The sequence below is a fragment of the Brevibacillus sp. YAE8 genome (assembly GCF_057543335.1).
Window position 1 is genome coordinate 54,090 of the sequence record NZ_BAAIYG010000022.1, and the last position, 18,109, is coordinate 72,198.

The window sequence follows — 18,109 nt, forward strand, 5'->3', positions numbered from 1 at the left end:
TCCATATATTCTCTGTTTCCGCTGGTTTATCGTGTGAAAAGGAAGGTGAGGAACTGGTGAAAAAGGCATGGTTTTGCTTCTGGAGTGTCTTTCTCGTCATTTTGTCGGGATTTTTCTTCCTCATCTGGGACTATTGGCAGCAGGGGCCGAAGCAAGAGGGAGAAATGGCAAAGGCGGCTTTTACCGCCTATACGGCGAAATGGAAGCAGCAGCAGTTCAGCGACATGTACGAGCAGCTCTCGCTGGATGCGAAAGCAAAGGTGAGCAAAGAAGAGTTTGTCTCGCGCTATGAAAACATCTACAGCGGGATCGAGGCTACGCATATCAGCGTGGAACCGCTGTACAACGAAGACGTCGTCCCGGGCGAAGACGGGAAAATCAGCTTTCACTACCGGCTCAGCGTGCAGACGTTTGGCGAGCCGATTTCTTTTACAGGCAAAGCCATTTTGGTTAAAGAAACGCAAAACGACAAGCAAGATTGGTACATCAACTGGAACCCGTCCTTCCTGCTGCCCGAGCTGGAGCACGGGGACAAGCTGCGGGTGAATACGTTTCGTCCGAAGCGGGGAGAGGTACTGGACCGGGCAGGGCGGAGAGTGGCGGTCACATCCCGGAAAGCCGCAGCCAATCAAGGCTTGTAAGCAAAAAACGATACTTCCCCGGACGGGAGTATCGTTTTTTTCTCGGGAAGAAATTAGTGGGGAGAAAGGGGGAGCGCGCCGTTTTGGTAATAGGCGTAAATTCCGATGAACGTGCTGTCTTCTTTAAGCCCGATCGCTATCAAGTGGAGATCACCTCTCAGACGAGCAAAACGAACGGAGTTTTTCACTGCGGGACGGCAGGCTGCCTTTTAAACTGCCATCCGGCGGTTCTGCCCGACAGCGGAGAAGGGACGGTCAAATTTTTGCAGCGAGCCGCTGCGATGCGAACCGTTTCCGGATAAACGCAAAGCCTCGTCTCGCTAAAAAAAGCTGCGAGACGGGGCTTTTGCTTGCGGCGGCGGAAATCAGCGCTTGTCCGCCTTGCGCAAAAATTCGCGGACGGTCTGCACGTACTCGGCCGTTTCTTCCAAATAGCCCATATGGGAGCTGTTTTCCAGGACGTGAAACTCGGCGCCCGGCACGAGCGACTGGTAGTAGCGCGTCGACTCGGGCGTCGCTTCGTCGTGGCGGCCGCAGACGAACAGGGCAGGGATGTCGAGCTGATGCAGCTTCGGCGTGTAGTCGAACGTTTTCAGGTTGCCTGTCGGACAAAACTCGGACGGCCCCCACATCGTCATGTACACGTCTTTGTTCGCTTTCGGGCGGCTTTCGGCGAGAACTTCCGGCAATGGCTCCAGGCGGCACACGTATCGCGCGTAGTACTCCTTCATCGCGTCCTGATACTCCTCCGAGTCGGTCGTTCCTTGTTCTTCGTGCTGCGCAATCGTCTGCTGAACCTCTTTTGGCAGGCGGGCGATCAGGCGGTCTGCGTCTTCCTTCCAGCGCTGGGCGCTCAGGCACGGGCTGGAAAAAATCACGCTCGACACGCCAGCAGGCTTGGTGTCAAGCAAGTACGCCGCCGCCAGCATCGTTCCCCACGAATGGCCGAGGATGTGCGCTTGCGCCAATCCGAGCGCTTGCCGGATGCAGGCCAGCTCTTCCACGAACCGCTCCGTTTTCCACAAGGACGCATCGGTCGGCCTGTCGGAGTTGCCCGAGCCGAGCTGGTCGTAAAAAATGACGGGGCGCTCGTCGCCCAATACGTGCAGTGTTGACTTGAGCGGAGCGTGCGTATTGCCGGGTCCGCCGTGCAACACGATCAGCGGTGTCTGTTCGCCTGTGCCGACGCGGGTGTACCACACTCTGCCGCCAGGAACCTCTATGTAGCCTTCCTGCTTGTTCATCGTTTCCAACCTCGCTTTTCGTCCATTCTTGTAAAGTTATTTTTACCAATATACCATGTCTGGAAGATTTGTGCGCCGCAGATGCGCTGTGGGCACGCGCCTGTTTTTACACTTTTTTTAGAATTGGTTTAGAGCGCGTTTAGACCTCGCCTTTATCATCGCAGGTAGAGAAAGTGAAGCAGTCGCTTTCGAACTGAACTGGAGGGATGAGGAATGCGAAAAAAATGGCTGGCAATCGGACTGGCTGTCGGGATCGGCGGAGCGATGGCGTGGGGAATCGGCGTATCCGCGAATGCGGACAGCACGGGCTTTGCGGTGTACCAATCGGCTCTGCGCCAGACGAAAGAAGCGGGGAGCATGACCGCGCACGCGCAGCTTGAGCTGACGGACAACAAAACGACGCTGCTCGCAGTCGACGGGGTGGCAAAAGTCGACCACGAACAGCGGCTGGGCAGCGTGAACGGGACTTTTTCCGGCGCGAACGGCGAGGGTAGCTTTCAGGTGTTTCGCAAGCAGGATCAGGTTGTTTTTAAGCAAGGGGATCGCGACGTGTATCGCGTCATGGAAGCAATGGATTGGGGACGCGAGGGTCGGCGAGACGCTCATGGGGAGCCGAGTGCGATGATGAGCCAGTTGCACAACGCCTTGTTCGGCGAGATTGGCAGAGAGGCGACCGTCGAGAATTTGCCGAACGGAGGCAAGCAGGTCACCTTGCAGCTCTCCCGGGAGCAACTGCCGATGTTCGCCAAATTCGCCGGGCCGATGATCTATGCGAAGATCGCCGAGCGCAGTCAGGAAGCGGCGGCTCGCGAGCACGGGCCAGCCGTGAAGCTGCCGCTTCTGCAAGAAGACGTCCAGCTTGCGCAAGTCGTGCTGAACGCGACGATGAACGAAAAGAACCAGATCGAGCGGCAAACCGCCGAGGTAGAGCTGGTGGGCACAGACGCGGCAGGTACTGAGCACACGCTGCGCCTGTCTGTGGACATCCGCCTGTCCGACCTGGCCGCAACTGTGCCTGAGCAGATTGACTTGACGGGAAAACAGGTGGAGAAGGTCACCCGCGAGGAGCTGCGAAGCCACTGGAAACAAGGCGGCTGGGGACAGCACGAGGCGCAGTAAGCCTTTTGCAAACGACTGTAGTATAATGGCAGCAATCATACGCGCGGGAGGGGAACGGCCATGTCGATCAAAACGAGACTGCTGCTATCATATATCGCCATGATTGTCGTTCCCGTCGTCTGCTTCGCACTGGTGGCCTCGTTGCTGGGCGCTTTTTTTCTGGGGGAGTCGTTCCCGCACGGAACAGGAAAAGAGCCGGGGAAGCCCTTGTTCCGGCAGACGCAAGAACGGCGGGACGAGCTGTTCGCCGGGCTTGCTTTTCTGGCCCGCTACGACGCGGAGCGGCTTTTGCAGCAGGACGTGCTGGCCGAGACAGACGAAGAGTTGCGGCGTCTTGGCGGAGCGCTGATGTTAGCTAAAAACGGGGCGGTGCTGTTCGCTTCCCCTTCGCTTGAGCAGGCGGACTGGGCGAAGTATATGCAGCCGCCTGCGCACGATGAGCGCACGCGCCGCTTGCCGCCGTGGAGCAGCAAAGACTACGCCGTCGAGATGCATTCGTTTGCCTTTGCGGACAAAAGCGAGGGCACGCTCTATTTTCTTCGCGATGACAGCCCTGCGTTTACGTCAGGCGTTTCTTTCTTTGCGGCCATGGTCGTCAGTTTCCTCGCCATTGTCGGGCTGACGAACGGCGTGTTGACCTACCTCGTCTCGCGCAGCATCATCCGCCCGCTGTACGCGCTCAAGCAGGCGGCGCACGAGATCAAGGAAGGCAACCTGGAACGTCCTGTTCTGCTCGGGCGAAAAGACGAACTGGGCGAGCTGGGCGAAGCGTTCGAAGAAATGCGCGTTCGCCTGCACGATTCGATCCGGCTGCAACTGCAATACGAGGAAAACCGCAAAGAGCTGATCTCCAGCATCTCGCACGATTTGAAAACGCCGATTACGGGGATCAAGGCGTGCGTGGAAGCGGTGCTGGACGGAATTGCCGACACAGAGGCCAAGCGCGAAAAATATATGCGGATGATCGCGGGCAAATCTGTGCAGATGGATCGCTTGATCGACGAGCTGCTGCTGTATTCCCGGCTGGATTTGAACAAGCTGCCGTTTCATCTGGAGCCGGTCGACATTCGCGCCTATGTGGCAGACTGCGTGCAGGAGCTGCGTCTGGAGCCGCGGCTGTCCGGCGTGCACATCAGCGCGGCAGGGACGGCGGGCGAGCCGCTTATCGTCATGGCGGACCGCGAAAAGCTGCACCGGGTGTTAATGAACATCGTCGACAACAGCCTGAAATACATGGAGCAGGAAAACAGGCGGCTTTCGATACAACTGGAAGCGACAGCCGACGAGGCGATCGTGACGGTTGCCGACAACGGGACGGGGATCAGCGAGGAAGCGATGCCTTACATCTTCGACCGCTTTTACCGCGCGGACCGTGCCCGCACTACCGCTACAGGCGGCAGCGGGCTCGGGCTTGCCATCGTCAGGCAACTGGTGGAAGGACACGGCGGACGGGTCTGGGCGCACAGCGAGGTCGGTCGCGGGACGAGCATTCATGTTTCCTTGCCGCTGCAAAAAGGGACAGGGGGTGAAGCGGATGAAGCACATTCTCATTATTGAAGACGATACAGTGATCGCCGAGGTGGAAAAAGATTATTTGGAAGCGAACGGCTATGCGGTCGAAGTCGCGCACTCCGGCGAGGTCGGCTTGCAAAAGGCGCTGGCGGAGGATTACGACCTCATCATCCTGGACTTGATGCTGCCCGTGGTAGACGGATTTGCCATTTTGCGCGAGGTGCGCGCGGCGAAAAACATTCCGATCCTGCTCGTCTCCGCGAAAAAGGAAGACGTAGACAAAATTCGCGGGCTGGGCCTGGGCGCAGACGACCATATCAGCAAGCCGTTCAGCCTGGGCGAGCTGGTGGCGAGGGTGAAAGCACATCTGGCGCGCTACGACCGCCTCGTGTCCGAAGCGGCGCAGCGCGCGCCGAAGGACGAGCTGCGCATTCGCGGCATCCGGATCGACAAGCTCGCGCGCAAAGTGTACGTCAATGGCGGGGAAGTTCCGCTGACCTCGAAGGAGTATGAGCTGCTGCTTTTTTTGGCGATGCATCCGAACTGGGTGTTCAGCAAAAACGAGCTGTTTGAAAAAATATGGGGACTGGATTCCCTTGGCGACATTGCGACTGTGACCGTGCACATCAGCAAGCTGCGCGAAAAAATCGAAAGCGATCCATCCAAGCCGCAGTACATCGAAACGGTCTGGGGAGTCGGGTACCGTTTTCAACTGTAGCGGTGGGGCGCGCACAGAGGTGAAACCATGGCCAGAATCGGTTTGAACCAGAAAAAATGGCTGCTGCTTTTGCACTTGCTCTTTTCCGCGATCATGCTGGGCGGAGCCGTCATCTTTCTCGTGTTGAGCATCGTGGCGGCGAATACGGACGATGCGGGCATTTTTACTGCCTGTTACACCGCCATGCATGCGCTGGCGAAAACGAGTGTGCGGGCGTCGACGATCGGGACGATTGTGACCGGAGTGCTTTTGTCTGTCTGGACGCACTGGGGACTGTTTCGCTACTACTGGATAATCGCCAAGGAAGTGCTCACGCTGGTCGCTGTACTGCTCGGGCCCATCGGCATGTATGTGTGGACGCTGCAGGCGGCGACGATTTCCCGGGCAGAAGGGCTTGCGGCGGCGGAAAACTCGGCTTTTCTCGTCAACAGCGGGCAGCTCTGGACGGGCATTGTCTTGCAGGTGCTCTCGCTTTTCCTGTTATTTCTTTTATCTGTTTTCAAGCCGTGGGGGAAACGAAAAAGCTAGCACAAACGTCTTTGTTGGAGACTACCTTTTGCGTACAGGCGAAAGGTAGTTTTTTGCTTTTGAGAAATAATCCCACAAGCTGCCATTCTTTTTCGTAAAATGGATAAAAGTGACGGCATACAGTGTGAGAGACATCAAAACCGAGGGAGAGCCAGATGATGGAGAGAAGAATCAAGTTGTTGGGCACCGGGAAGTACCTGCCTGCGCGGCAAGTGACGGCAGCCGAGCTGGATGAGCGGCTGGGGCTTGCCGCCGGATGGACGGAAAAGAAATCCGGGGTTCGCGTCAGACATTATGTGACGGGGGAAACTGCGGCACAGATGGGCGCGATTGCGGCGCGACAGGCAGTCGCGGCGGCGGGCATCGCGCTTTCAGAGCTCGACTGCATCGTGTGCGCGAGCGGTACGGCCCAGCAGGAGATTCCGTGCACGGCGGCGCTGATTCAGGAAGAGCTGGGGCTTGCAGGGACGGGGATCGCCTGCTTTGACATCAATTCCACCTGCCTGAGCTTTGTAACGGCACTGGATGTCATGTCCTGTACGATGGCGCTCGGCGTGTATGAGCGCGTGCTGATCGTTTCGACGGAGATCGCCTCGGCGGGACTGAACTGGAAGCAAAAAGAAAGCTGCGTGCTGTTCGGAGACGGCGCGGCGGCTGTGGTCGTCGGCCGGACGCCGGATCACGAGGCGTCCCGCATCCTTGGCTCGGCGATGAAAACGTATAGCGAAGGGGTCCACTACTCGGAAATTCGCGGCGGCGGAACGATGCTGCACCCGCGCGAGTACGTGAACGGGTACGAGGACGACTTTGCTTTTGACATGGATGGGCGCAAAATTTTTCGGCTGACCTCGCAGTTGATTACCGGGTTTGTGGACAGCTTGCTCGCCAGTGCGGCTGTCGGCAAAAAACAGCTTCGGGCCGTGATCCCTCACCAGGCGAGCGGCATGGCGCTGCGCATCATGCAAGGCAAGCTGGGCTTTTCCGCCGAGCAGATGGTCAACATCATGGAAGACCACGGCAATGTGATTGCGGCTTCCATCCCGATGGCGCTGCACGAGGCGATCAGCCGACAGCGGGTGGCGCGGGGAGACTACATGCTGCTCTTGGGCACGTCCGCTGGCTTGTCGCTCGGGGGCATCGTCCTTGAATATTGAGCGGACGGTTTTGTTGACCGGAGGCAGGGCGCCTGCCACGCTGGAGCTGGCCCGTTTGCTGCGTGCAGCGGGACAGCGCGTGATTGTGGCCGAGAGCGCGGCCCGGCATTTGTGCGCGCATTCCCGCTACGTGCAGCGCTCGTATCGCGTCCCGCCGCCCAGGACGCAGCCAGAGGCGTACATCGACGAGCTGTGCCAGATCATGCGCAAGGAACGGGTCGACCTGCTCATTCCGACGTGCGAGGAAATTTTTTACGTCGCGCACGGCCGCGAGCGTCTGCTTGCGCATGGCGATGTGCTGGTGGAGCCGCTTGCCGTGCTGCGGACGCTGCATGACAAATGGGAGTTCGGGAAGCTGGCGCGAGGCGCGGGGGCGCTCGTTCCGCATACGGTTCGGGCGGAATCGGCAGATGAGCGGGATGCGGCGATTCGCCAGGCGACAGGCCCGATCGTGCTAAAGCCCGTCTACTCCAGATTCGCTGCCCACGTCCAGATCATCTCCGAGCCGTCCCGGGCCAGGCTGTCTGCGCTGCCCGTCCCTTCCGCCCGTCAGCCGTGGCTCGTCCAGCGGTTTATCGCGGGGCGCCAGTTGTGCAGCTACGCGGTCGCGCGCGAAGGGGAGCTTGCGCTGTACGCGGACTACGAGACGGTGCATACGGCGGGGCAGGGGGCGACGATTCATTTCGCCTATGCCGCGCACGCAGGCGTCAAAGATTTTGTCACCCGCTTTGTGCGCAGGCACCGGCTTAGCGGGCAAATCGCTTTTGACTTCATCGAGAGCAAGACAGGCGAGCTGTACGTGATCGAGTGCAACCCGAGGCTGACGAGCGGCATCCATCTGTTTGCGGGACAAACAGCCGCAGCGGACGCTTTTTTGGCGGGCAAATCGCAGGGCGGAGCGGAAGGCAGGGCGGAAGCGGTCGTCCCGCAGGCGGGCCAGACCTGCATGCTGACGATGGCGATGCTGACCTACGGACTGGCGAACGTCAAAGACTGGCGCGGCTGGACGAGCTGGGTCCGCGACCTGTGCAACGCAAGAGACGTGCTGTTTCGCGCGGAGGACCCGCGGCCGTTTTTCGACCAGTTTATGATGCTCGGCGATCTGGCCTGGCAGAGCTTGCGGACGAAGACGAGCATGCTCGCTTGCAGTACGAGCGATATCGAATGGAACGGAGAAACGCCGCAGTAACGGCCAAAAGCGGATTTTTTCTACCGGAAAGGAAGGGAAAGGCAGATGAAAAAACGCGTGCTCGTTACAGGGGGCACAGGCTTCCTTGGGCAAAAGCTGGTGCAGCGGCTGCACGAAGAGGGGCATGAGGTGACCGCGCTGGGGCGGGATGAAACGATCGGGCGCAAGCTGCAGGAGCGCGGCATCCGCTTTGTCCGCGCCGACATCCGGGACAGGCAGGCTGTAGCGGACGCCTGCCGCGGCCAGGAGATTGTCCAGCACGTTGCCGCGTTTTCCTCGCCATGGGGAAAGTACGGGGACATGTACGAGACGAATGTGAGCGGCACCGTTCACGTCATCGAAGGCTGCAAGCAGCACGGGATCGAGCGGCTCGTTCACGTATCCAGCCCGAGCATTTACTTTGCGTTTGCCGATGCGTACAGCATCCAGGAAGAGCAGCCGTTGCCGCGCCGATTCGCCAATACATATGCAGAGACGAAGCACCTGGCAGAGCTTGCGGTGGCCAAGGCGTACCGCGAAGGGCTGCCGACGATTACGATTCGGCCGCGCGCGCTGTTCGGGCCGGGAGACAATGCGATCCTGCCGCGGCTGATTCGCGCCAACGAGCAGAAGTACGTCCCGCTGATCGGCGGGGGAAAAGCGCTGATCGACTTGACGTATGTGGACAATGTCGTCGACGCGCTGCTGTTGTGCATGGACTCGCCCGGCAGCACGTTTGGGCAAGCTTACAACATTACGAACGGAGAGCCTGTCACGCTCGTTGACGTGCTGACAGACGTGTTCAGGCGGCTGGACATGCCGCTGCGGGCAAAGGAAGTGCCCTACTGGAAAGCCTACGCGGCCGCATGGGTGCTGGAGAGCCTCTCGCGCACCGTCCTGGGCTACCGCGAGCCTGTGCTGACGCGCTACTCGGTCGGGGTGCTCGCCAAATCGCAGACGCTGGACATTTCCAAGGCGCGGCGGGAGCTTGGCTACAAGCCGCGCGTGAGCATCGCGGAAGGGATCGACACTTTTGCAGCATGGTGGAGGACGGAGCATGGACGTTAAACTGACATGGCTGGATACGGGCTACTGCCGCCAGTTGGAGCTGTTTTCGCGCCAAGGCGGGAAGTTGAAAATGATCCGCTTCCATGCGCTCGCCGGGCTGATCGAGCACCCGGAGCACGGCCTGTGGCTGTTTGACACGGGCTACTCGCCGCGGTTTTTCGAGGCGACGAGCGCGTTTCCGTATTCGCTCTACAGCAAAATCACGCCTGTCGTCACACAGGCCGAGCAAAGCGTCCGGGCGCAGCTTGCGCGGCACGGAATCGCGGCGGACGCGGTGCAGGGCATTTTGCTCTCGCATTTTCACGCCGACCATATCGGCGGCTTGCGCGATTTTCCGCGCGCCCGGCTGTATTGCTTCGAGAGCGCCTATTTGCACGTCAAGGGCAAAACAGGCTTGGCGGCCGTGCGCGAAGCGTATTTGCCGGACCTCATGCCGGATGATTTCGAAGAGCGCGCGACGTTTGTTGACCGCATGGCGCCGACTGCTTTGCCGCAAAAGTACGCGCCCTATACGACAGGGTACGACCTGTTTGCGGACGGGAGCCTGCTCGCAGTCGACCTCCCCGGCCATGCCAAAGGGCAATTCGGGCTGTTCCTGCGCGACCGCGATCACGGCGAGCTGTTTTTATGCGCAGATGCGGCCTGGTCGAGCGAGGCGTACCGGGGCAATTTGCTGCCGCATCCGCTGGCCAGGCTCATCATGTCCGATCGCCAGGCATACCGGGATGAGCTGCACAGGTTGCACCTGTTGTCGCGCCAGTGCGCGGACGTGCGGATCATGCCGACCCATTGCGGGGAAGTGTGGGAGACGACGAGAGAGGGCGGAGATTTTTCATGGAGATCATGACGCTGCTTGGGCAATACATACGGACGAAATGGCTTGCGCGGCGCTTTTCCACGCGCGAGCAACTGGAAAAATGGCAGGATCGCCAAGTACAGACGCTGCTTGCCCGTGTGCTGCCGGCCTCTCCCTTTTACCTGAAACGGATGGGGACGCTGCGGCTCGACGAGTGGCGCAAGCTTGCGCCGATTGACAAAAAGCTGATGATGGAGCATTTTGACGAACTGAACACGCGGCGCATCGCTAAAGAAGAGGCGTTTCGCATCGCGCTTGCGGCGGAGAACACGCGCGACTTCACGCCGCAGATCAAAGGGATTACGGTCGGCCTGTCGTCGGGCACGTCCGGCAATCGCGGGCTGTTTCTCGTCGGGCCACAGGAACAGGCGAAGTGGGCCGGAACGATTCTCGCCAAAGCGCTGCCAGGGCAGCTCTGGTCCGAGCAGCGGATTGCCTTTTTCCTGCGGGCCAACAGCAATTTGTACGAGGCGGTCGACAGGCGGCGCATTCAGTTCGCCTTTTTCGACTTGCAGCATGCGCTGGCCGAACATCTGGAGCGGCTGAATCGCTATCAGCCGACTGTTCTGGTGGCCCCGGCGTCCATGCTGCGCATGCTGGCAAAAGCGCAGCGGCAAGGAAGCCTGCGGGTGTCACCTGTGAAAGTGATCTCGGTGGCGGAGGTGCTCGACCCGCTGGACGAGGCGTACATCGAGGCGAGCTTCGATCAGCGGGTTCACCAGATTTATCAATGCACGGAAGGGCTTTTGGCGGTCAGTTGCGCGCACGGGACGCTGCACGTAAACGAAGACATTTTGGTGATGGAAAAAGAGTACCTCGATGAGCGAAAAGAGCGGTTTTTCCCGATCCTGACCGATTTTTCCCGCGAGACGCAGCCGATCATCCGCTACCGTCTGAATGACATTTTGACGGAAAGGCGCACGCCGTGCCCGTGCGGTTCAATCTTCATGGCGCTGGAGTCGGTCGAGGGCCGCTCGGATGATCTGTTTTGGTTTTGGCATGAAACCGAGAACCGCCCCGTCTCGATCTTCCCGGACTTCATCCGGCGGGCGGTGATCGCCGCGTCTGCCGAGATCGAGGAATATACGGTTCGTCAACTGAGCATGGAGCAGGTGGAAGTCGCGCTGCTCGTGAACGGCGCACAGGCGGCGGACGCAAAGCGGCAAGTGCGGCAAAGTCTCGCGGCGGTCATTCGCTCGCATGGGGGAAAAGTGCCAGCGATTGACTTTGTTCCGTACCAGCTTCACTCGGGCACGAAAAAACTGCGGCGCGTGGAGAGGGTGTTTGCGTTCGATGAGCAGCAAGGACGAAATTAGGCTTTGCGAGGCACAAGAGCTGGCTCGCATGGATTGGGGGCAGCTTGAGGACGGGGAGTACGCTCGCGACTATTTGACGGCGCTTCTGGCAGATACGCCGACGCGCCACGTCCACAACGTGCGCACGCAGTTGCTCGGGCTGCTGGCAGGAGGGCGAGTCATGCCTGTGACGGTCAATGACGCGGAGTACGACAACTCGTATGTGTGCTCGCCGTACACGCACTTTGTCGCCTATGCGCGCGAGGAACTGGACATGCTGGATTCCCGGCTGTTGAAGAGGCTGTTTACCCCCGTTCTGGCAGGACTTGGACTATGGATGAAAAGAAGCCGCTGCAATCAGATTGCGATCGTGAACAACTGGTTGTTGTCGACGAATTTGTACCACGCCTGGACGGCGGAGCAGGCCGGGGAGATTGCGCGCTTTTGCGCCAAAAAGTTCCCGCGCCACGTCATTGCTTTTCGCTCTGTTTGCCAGCGGCTGTGCCCGGAGCTGTACAGCGGTTTGAAGCAAGCGGGCTGCATTATGGTGCCGAGCCGCTACGTCTACCTGTTCCACCCGGATTGGCCGGGCGAGGGCACGTGGCGGGTGCGCAATACGCTGTCCCGCGACCGCAAACTGCTGGCGAAATCGGGCTACCGCGTCCTGCGCCACGATGAGCTGGCGGAAGGGCAGGCAGAGCGGATCGTCGAGCTGTACAACGCTTTGTACCTGGACAAATACTCGCGGCTAAACCCGCAGTTTAGCGCAGAGTTCGTCCGGCTGGCGATGCGCAGGCGGACTTTGACTTTGATCGGACTGGAAAAGGACGGGCGGCTGGACGGGATTCTCGGCTACTTCGTGCGCAACGGAGTCATGACCACGCCTTTGTTCGGCTACGATACGGGACTGCCGAGAGAGACGGGGCTGTACCGGATGCTGTCAAGCCTGTTGGTGCAGGAGGCGGAGCGGGAAGGACTGCTGCTGCATCAGAGCGCGGGAGTCGGCGCCTTCAAGGCGGACAGGGGCGCGATCGGCGAGCCGGAGTACACCGCGGTCTACGTCAGGCATCTGCCGCCCTATCGGCGCTGGATATGGCAGGCGCTGGCCTTTTTGCTGGAGCGAATCGGGATCAGGCTGGTGGAAAAATACGAGCTGTAGCGACGGCGAACTTATACACTTCGATCCGCATCGTAACTTCCTTTGTGTACACTGACGGTATCACTTGCTACCTGTTTGCAAGAAGGAGGAAACGAGATGAATCGGTTGTGGTTCGGAATGCTCGTGGTGGTCACGACGTCGCTGATGGGCTCGTCGTTTGCGGTAGGAAAAATCGGCTTGGCCTACTTCTCGCCGCTTTTGCTCGTCGGTCTGCGCTTTACGCTCGCCGGGCTGTTGCTGGCGCTGTGGGTACGGAAAAAACCGCTCCCGAGATCGGGGCGTGAGTGGGGGCAGCTTGGTTTGATCGGCTTTTTGCAGACGGCGGCGGTCATGGGCTGTATCTTTTTGAGCCTGCGCACGATTACGGCGGGCGAGTCTTCGATCTTGACGTTCCTAAATCCGCTGCTCGTCGTCATCTGGGGGACGTTGTTTCTCAGAGTCACCTACCGGCTCTCGCAATGGCTCGGGGTGCTGATCGGGCTGTGCGGCGTGTTCATCACGCTCGGCTTTCATTTGCAGTGGGAGTCGGGGACGTTGTTCGGGCTAGGTTCGGCACTCGCCTGGTCGATTGCCACGATCCTCGTCAAACGGTGGGGCGTCCGCTTTAACGTCTGGGTGATGACGGCCTATCAAATGCTGTTCGGCGGCCTGCTGCTTCTGCTCATGGGCGTGACGCTGGAGACGCCCAAGCTGATCGTGACCACTGCTTCGCTGTTGATCGTGCTGTGGCTTGCGATCATGGCTTCCATCGTGCAGTTCGCCACCTGGTTTTACTTGCTCAGTCAGGGAGATCCGGGCCGCACCAGCGCTTTTCTGTTTCTCGCCCCGTTTTTCGGCGTGCTCTCGGGCTGGGTGCTGCTGGGGGAGGTCGTCATGTGGCACGTGTACGCCGGGGGCCTGTTGATTTTTGCGGGCATTTTTCTCGTCAACTGGACGTTTGGCCCCCAAAAACAGTTGCTTGCTTCCTCGCATGCGGCAAAGGCGAAAGCGTAAGGCCTCAGGAAAGCTCGCCTAGACGCGTTCCTTGCCGATTTTGACTTCCAAGCCAAATTCAGCGAGAAATCCGGCCGCGCCGTCCGGCGTGACGCGTACAGCCCGGCCGCCGGGAATTCTTTCGATCCAGCCTAGCTCAAACAAGCGGTTGGTCAGAGAAGCGCCGAGGCTGCCTGCGAGATGATGGCGGCGTTCGCTCCAGTCCAGGCATTGGCGGGCAAAGCGCCGTCTGCTTTTCGGGCGGGCGTCCACCTCGACGCCGAGTGATTGCAGCTTAACTTTGCCAGCTTCATTCAGCACAAAGTCTTGGCCGGATGCTTCCAAAAGCCGCAGCTCTATCATTTTTTGCGTCAGGGCGACGCCGACTTCTCCTGCGAGATGGTCATAGCACGTGCGCGCATAGCGCAACACCCGCAGTTGGTCGGACTCGCGCAACGAACGCACAGGCGCCGGGTTCGCAATCGTCAAAAGCGCCTCCATGGCGTGAGCGACCTCGGGGCTTGCCAGTCGGTAGTAGCGGTGTCTGCCGTGGGATTCGCTTTGCAAAAGCCCCCCTTCGACCAGCTTGGCCAGATGGGTGCTGGCTGTTTGCGGGGTGATCTTGGCGAGGCGGGCAAGCTCGCTAGCCGGAAGCGCTTTGCCGCCCATCAGGCTGACCAGCATGGAGACGCGGGACGGCTCGCCGATCAGGGAGGCAATTTCCGCAATATTCGGGCTAGTGTTCATTTGGCGACACACTCCTTTCATTCATGATTCGATCATAAACGAAGTGTGTGTGCGAAGACAACGGCGAAAAAATGCCCGAGGCATTGGCTGCGCAATGATATTACACAACAGACGTATCGGCATCCTGCAATAATGTACTATATCGCCATTCATTTTAAGGTGTAAATTACATGAGAATCCTGAAAGGAGTTTTTCTCATGAATATTACATCTTTGCTAATTTACTGTTTTATTGTTACGTTTACACCAGGACCTACTAACATCGTCATATTGTCCACAGTGAATCATTTTGGGACAAAAAAGGCAATGGAATATACGTATGGAGCAACGATTGCTTTTGGAATCTTACTTGCTGTTTCTGCTACGTTGAATACGATGCTGGCGACGATCATCCCCCAAATTTTCATTATCATGCAGATAATCGGAACCGTTTATATGTTCTATCTCGCTTACCAAATTTACAAAATGGATTCATCAGACCGAACTGTAAACCAGACCGGCACCTTTCTGACCGGCTTCCTTATGCAGTTTTTAAATGTTTTTCGCAGCTATATCATGCCCTACTACAACGCTATGCCTGCGGTGACTCTCAGTGTGATCGCGATAACGATGATTACCTGGATTGTTTTCGGTACAATCTTCAGGCAGTTTTTACAGAAGCATAAAAAGACAGTGAATGTAATCATGGCGTTATTTTTGGTTTATGCTGCCATAATGATATGGGTGTAGGGAAGCGAAGGAAGAGGTGAACCGGGATGGACAAATTTATCTATAAAAAATCGGCAGGTATTACTGCCCTAGCGGCAAGTATTACGGAGTTTACGTATAAAAAGCATTCCCACAAGGAATATGCAATCGGTGTCACATTGCGGGGGATTCAACATTATACGTTGGATGGCAGTTTGCAATTATCGTATCAAAATGGTGTGATGCTTTTTCATCCGGAACAGGCGCATACCGGAATTTCACCATACCAGTACTTTCTTAATTGCAAGATAGAACGTGCCAAACAACTCATAGAAAAAAAAGAGAGATATTTATTCAGCAGTCGCCGAATGTGGTTTTGTTGATTTGGCGCATGTAAATAAACACTTTAAAAGCGTGTATGGAACAACTGCCTTTGAATATTTGTCGCATGTGAATGGCGGAGGACGCAGGCAATGTAGATGATTGAGCGAAGTTATCTGGACGAGCGCGATCAGTCGGCATTCGAAAATAAGGGAGGAGATTCCTGTGTCATTAAAAGTGGGAGAGGTTATCACGTTTGAACGAACTTTTACGGCAGAAGACGTGAAAGGGTTTACGAAAATTTCCGGTGATGAAGGAGTTCATCATGTTACCCCGGACGAACAGGGAAGGCTGGTCGTCCAAGGGTTATTAACTGCTACCTTGCCAACCAAAGTAGGGGGAGATTACAACGTACTCGCCCGCACGATGAATTTTGAGTTTATCAGGCCGGTATTTACGGGAGATACAATCATTTGTGAGGTCACCATTGAGCGATTTGAAAAGCAAGCGAATCGAACGGCTATTTGTGCATCCTTTTTATGTAAAAATCAGCATGAGAAAGAAGTTTTGAAAGGGAATTTTTCAGGCGTAATCTTGTAAACGGTGTCTGTTTTTTTAACAACGAAAGGCATTCACAGCGTCACAAAGCGTATGCAGGACCGGAAAACCGATCCAGCAGGAGGGGGGAAATGGGCATGAAAAAGGGAATGGAAGGAATGGCTCTGCTGGGGACGTTTTATTTGCTGACCCTTTGGCTTGCTTTTCTGCTGTATTCCGTTTTCTATCATGAACCTTTCGATCACGATTGGGACGCGTCAGGGACTTTTATCGGGCTGTTTATGGTCGCCGTTCCGTACGGGGTGTTTGCTTGGGTGTCCGCCTCCGTTTTCCGCATTCCGCCCAAGATTGTCCTGCTCAGCAGCGCCGCGTTTGCGATTTTGGAGAGGGCAGCTATTTTTCTGATTGGCCTCAAGTACGCGCAAAGCGGCTTCGGAGCGGAGAACGCCATCCAGTTGATCCGCGGCGAGGCCCTTCCGTACTTCAGCCCGCTTTACATGGCGAGGGTTCAAGCCGCGCTCTCACTGGATGCGGATGGATTTGCTCAAAAACAAGCCTTTACCGAACTTTTTTCAAATTGGCGAGCTAGCTGAACTCCCCGTTGCTGTGATCGGTCACGACCACATTTTCGGCGGGCTGCGTCTCGTTCATCGTGCCTGCGGGTACATTGTCGACGATATCGTTCACGACACGGACGACGGTTCCGCTCTGCGGCGGTGCCAGAGGAACAGGCTACACCTTGAACTGCTTGACCAACTCTTGCAGCTCTTCCGCCATCTTTGACAAGGCGGCAGCAGAGGAGGAGATTTCCTCCATCGAAGCCAACTGCTCTTCGGCGGCGGAGGACACATTTTGCGTGCCAAAAGCAGTGGACTCCGCTGTTTTGGCAATGGCTTCGATGGCTTGGACGATTTGCGAAGCGCCTTCCGACATGTGCTGGGTAGCGCTGGAGACTTCCCGGATTTGCTGTGCGACCTCATGGGTTCCCGACAAGATGCCGTGGAAGGCTTCGCCTGCGCCGTTGACCACTTCGATTCCGGCTGCCACCTCGAACGTCGTCGACTCTATCGCCTGTACGGCGTTGTTCGTTTCGACCTGAATCGCGGCGATCAACTCCTTGATCTGCTGCGTAGATTTTGCAGACTGCTCCGCGAGAATTCGCACCTCGTTCGCGACAACGGCAAAGCCTCGACCGTTTTCGACTGCTCTTCTGTCCCTACCGCCATTTCTTGCATGGTCACGGCGATTTGCTCGGTCGCCCTGCTCGTCTGCTCGGCACTGGCCGTCAGTTGCTCGGAGGTGGAAGCGACCTGTTCCGAGCCGAGGTGTACGCGCGAGATCAGTTGGCGCAGATGGTCCGTCATCAGTGTGAAGGCTTCGGCGAGCTGGCCGATTTCATCCCGGTTTTTCACCTCGATTTTTGCTCCTGTCAGGTCGCCCTCTGCCACTTGCTTCGCACGTTGTGCCATCTGCATAATCGGTTTGGAAATATGCAGGGAGGAAAACCAGGAGACGACAAAGCCGATCAAAAGGAAAATGCCGAGTGTAATCAGGAGGTCGTACAACACTTTGTTGGCTGGACCGTTGAAGTCATCCATGTAAGTGCTCGCACTCACAATCCAGCCCCAGTGAGGATCGAATTTGGAGTAGGCGATCTTGGGGTACAAAACATTGGGGTTAGTAGGCTTGTTCCATTGATAGTAGGTAAAACCGCCGCCTGCCAGTCCATGCTTAATCATTTCCTGGGCAAAGTAGGTGCCGTCGGGATCTCGCGTCTCCCATTGGTTTTGCCCTTCGATGGTGGGCGAGGCGACCATGTTCCCTTTTTCGTCCAGTACAAACATGTAGCCGCTCGCACCGGAGTCGATGTTCGGGTTGATCGTTCGTGTTCCGTCCGCTTGCTTCGGACCGAGGATGTGCTGCTTCACTTGCTCTTGTGCATCTTCTATGCTGATTTTGCCTGCGTCGACTTGTTTTTGCAGGACTTCGATCATCTCTATCGTCAGATGCACGTTGTTTTTCAGGATGCGCGAACCTAGTTCGCTCAGTCCAGCGCTGGCAGAGTTGTAGCCTTGAAAGCCGATGATAAGGTTGGGGATTGCCAGCAGCAGCAGACACATCATCACGAGCTTGGTACGCAATGATACGGATTGGGAATGCTGGACTGCTTTCATAAAACTGAACACCTCACTGCTTCATAAGATTTCGGATGAATGAAACACCAAGATGATCTCCACGGGCCGACCATTTTTCATAGACGCACAGTAGGGAAAAAGATTCGTCTAGGTTTAGTCTAAAATACCTATGTATAGTTATCGACAAAAGCTAGAAATAGATTTAGTCTAATTCAGCAGAAAATTTCG

General features: G+C 57.2%; 19 protein-coding genes and 1 pseudogene. 16 read left to right on the top strand and 4 right to left on the bottom strand.

All coding sequences use genetic code 11. From position 1 onward, the window contains the following. Positions 1-56 precede the first annotated feature (56 nt). Positions 57-641: an NTF2-like N-terminal transpeptidase domain-containing protein gene (locus tag AC27IT_RS20710; protein WP_340673017.1), complete on the top strand. Its 585-nt coding sequence runs from the start codon at positions 57-59 to the stop codon at positions 639-641. A 365-nt stretch (positions 642-1,006) separates the two neighbouring features. Here AC27IT_RS20710 and AC27IT_RS20715 read toward each other — a convergent pair whose 3' ends face one another. After that, positions 1,007-1,885, bottom strand: coding sequence for a proline iminopeptidase-family hydrolase (locus AC27IT_RS20715; RefSeq protein ID WP_005827466.1), 879 nt, complete (start codon positions 1,883-1,885; stop codon positions 1,007-1,009). Positions 1,886-2,098: 213 nt separating this feature from the next. Between AC27IT_RS20715 and AC27IT_RS20720 the strand changes: the two genes are divergently transcribed. From AC27IT_RS20720 to AC27IT_RS20770, 11 genes are all read left to right on the top strand, one after another. Further along, the gene (locus tag AC27IT_RS20720) at positions 2,099-3,004 is read left to right on the top strand and encodes a hypothetical protein (RefSeq protein ID WP_340673018.1); all 906 of its coding nucleotides are present in this window, start codon (positions 2,099-2,101) and stop codon (positions 3,002-3,004) included. A 60-nt stretch (positions 3,005-3,064) separates the two neighbouring features. Next, the gene (locus AC27IT_RS20725) at positions 3,065-4,561 is read left to right on the top strand and encodes a sensor histidine kinase (RefSeq protein WP_290426813.1); all 1,497 of its coding nucleotides are present in this window, start codon (positions 3,065-3,067) and stop codon (positions 4,559-4,561) included. Beyond that, a complete protein-coding gene (locus tag AC27IT_RS20730) occupies positions 4,539-5,234 on the top strand; it encodes a response regulator transcription factor (protein ID WP_429776741.1) in 696 nt (231 codons plus the stop codon). Before AC27IT_RS20725 ends, AC27IT_RS20730 begins: the two co-directional genes overlap by 23 nt. 27 nt (positions 5,235-5,261) lie before the next feature. Further along, the gene (locus AC27IT_RS20735) at positions 5,262-5,762 is read left to right on the top strand and encodes a hypothetical protein (RefSeq protein ID WP_340673019.1); all 501 of its coding nucleotides are present in this window, start codon (positions 5,262-5,264) and stop codon (positions 5,760-5,762) included. A 158-nt stretch (positions 5,763-5,920) separates the two neighbouring features. Beyond that, positions 5,921-6,916 (top strand): beta-ketoacyl-ACP synthase III, encoded by a 996-nt coding sequence (locus tag AC27IT_RS20740; protein ID WP_340673038.1) that lies wholly within the window; start codon positions 5,921-5,923, stop codon positions 6,914-6,916. Then, positions 6,906-8,105, top strand: a complete 1,200-nt coding sequence (locus tag AC27IT_RS20745) for an ATP-grasp domain-containing protein (protein ID WP_431809721.1) — start codon at positions 6,906-6,908, stop codon at positions 8,103-8,105. The genes AC27IT_RS20740 and AC27IT_RS20745 overlap by 11 nt, the downstream gene beginning before the upstream one ends. Positions 8,106-8,150: 45 nt before the next feature. Next, positions 8,151-9,152 (top strand): NAD-dependent epimerase/dehydratase family protein, encoded by a 1,002-nt coding sequence (locus tag AC27IT_RS20750; RefSeq protein ID WP_283858174.1) that lies wholly within the window; start codon positions 8,151-8,153, stop codon positions 9,150-9,152. Next, positions 9,142-9,999, top strand: coding sequence for an MBL fold metallo-hydrolase (locus AC27IT_RS20755; protein ID WP_005827454.1), 858 nt, complete (start codon positions 9,142-9,144; stop codon positions 9,997-9,999). The genes AC27IT_RS20750 and AC27IT_RS20755 overlap by 11 nt, the downstream gene beginning before the upstream one ends. Then, the gene (locus AC27IT_RS20760) at positions 9,987-11,324 is read left to right on the top strand and encodes a F390 synthetase-related protein (protein ID WP_026558139.1); all 1,338 of its coding nucleotides are present in this window, start codon (positions 9,987-9,989) and stop codon (positions 11,322-11,324) included. Before AC27IT_RS20755 ends, AC27IT_RS20760 begins: the two co-directional genes overlap by 13 nt. After that, positions 11,302-12,462 carry a GNAT family N-acetyltransferase gene (locus AC27IT_RS20765; protein WP_283858172.1) on the top strand — a complete coding sequence of 387 codons (1,161 nt, stop codon included), beginning with the start codon at positions 11,302-11,304 and terminating at the stop codon, positions 12,460-12,462. The genes AC27IT_RS20760 and AC27IT_RS20765 overlap by 23 nt, the downstream gene beginning before the upstream one ends. Positions 12,463-12,558: 96 nt before the next feature. After that, the gene (locus tag AC27IT_RS20770) at positions 12,559-13,455 is read left to right on the top strand and encodes a DMT family transporter (protein WP_007780273.1); all 897 of its coding nucleotides are present in this window, start codon (positions 12,559-12,561) and stop codon (positions 13,453-13,455) included. Between the two features lie 18 nt (positions 13,456-13,473). Here the strand turns inward: AC27IT_RS20770 and AC27IT_RS20775 are convergent, their stop codons facing one another. Then, the gene (locus tag AC27IT_RS20775) at positions 13,474-14,181 is read right to left on the bottom strand and encodes an ArsR/SmtB family transcription factor (RefSeq protein WP_487092073.1); all 708 of its coding nucleotides are present in this window, start codon (positions 14,179-14,181) and stop codon (positions 13,474-13,476) included. 197 nt (positions 14,182-14,378) lie between these two features. Between AC27IT_RS20775 and AC27IT_RS20780 the strand changes: the two genes are divergently transcribed. From AC27IT_RS20780 to AC27IT_RS20795, 4 genes and pseudogenes are all read left to right on the top strand, one after another. Continuing rightward, the gene (locus AC27IT_RS20780) at positions 14,379-14,909 is read left to right on the top strand and encodes a LysE family translocator (RefSeq protein WP_283858170.1); all 531 of its coding nucleotides are present in this window, start codon (positions 14,379-14,381) and stop codon (positions 14,907-14,909) included. Between the two features lie 26 nt (positions 14,910-14,935). Next, a pseudogene (locus AC27IT_RS20785) lies at positions 14,936-15,350 on the top strand (AraC family transcriptional regulator). 63 nt (positions 15,351-15,413) lie between these two features. After that, the gene (locus tag AC27IT_RS20790; protein WP_025849067.1) at positions 15,414-15,788 is read left to right on the top strand and encodes a hotdog domain-containing protein; all 375 of its coding nucleotides are present in this window, start codon (positions 15,414-15,416) and stop codon (positions 15,786-15,788) included. A 95-nt stretch (positions 15,789-15,883) separates the two neighbouring features. Beyond that, a complete protein-coding gene (locus AC27IT_RS20795; protein WP_309479027.1) occupies positions 15,884-16,339 on the top strand; it encodes a hypothetical protein in 456 nt (151 codons plus the stop codon). Between the two features lie 139 nt (positions 16,340-16,478). Here AC27IT_RS20795 and AC27IT_RS20800 read toward each other — a convergent pair whose 3' ends face one another. Beyond that, positions 16,479-16,910: a methyl-accepting chemotaxis protein gene (locus AC27IT_RS20800; protein WP_235694788.1), complete on the bottom strand. Its 432-nt coding sequence runs from the start codon at positions 16,908-16,910 to the stop codon at positions 16,479-16,481. Next, the gene (locus tag AC27IT_RS20805) at positions 16,856-17,920 is read right to left on the bottom strand and encodes a methyl-accepting chemotaxis protein (protein WP_327945216.1); all 1,065 of its coding nucleotides are present in this window, start codon (positions 17,918-17,920) and stop codon (positions 16,856-16,858) included. The genes AC27IT_RS20800 and AC27IT_RS20805 overlap by 55 nt, the downstream gene beginning before the upstream one ends. Between the last annotated feature and the right edge of the window lie 189 nt (positions 17,921-18,109).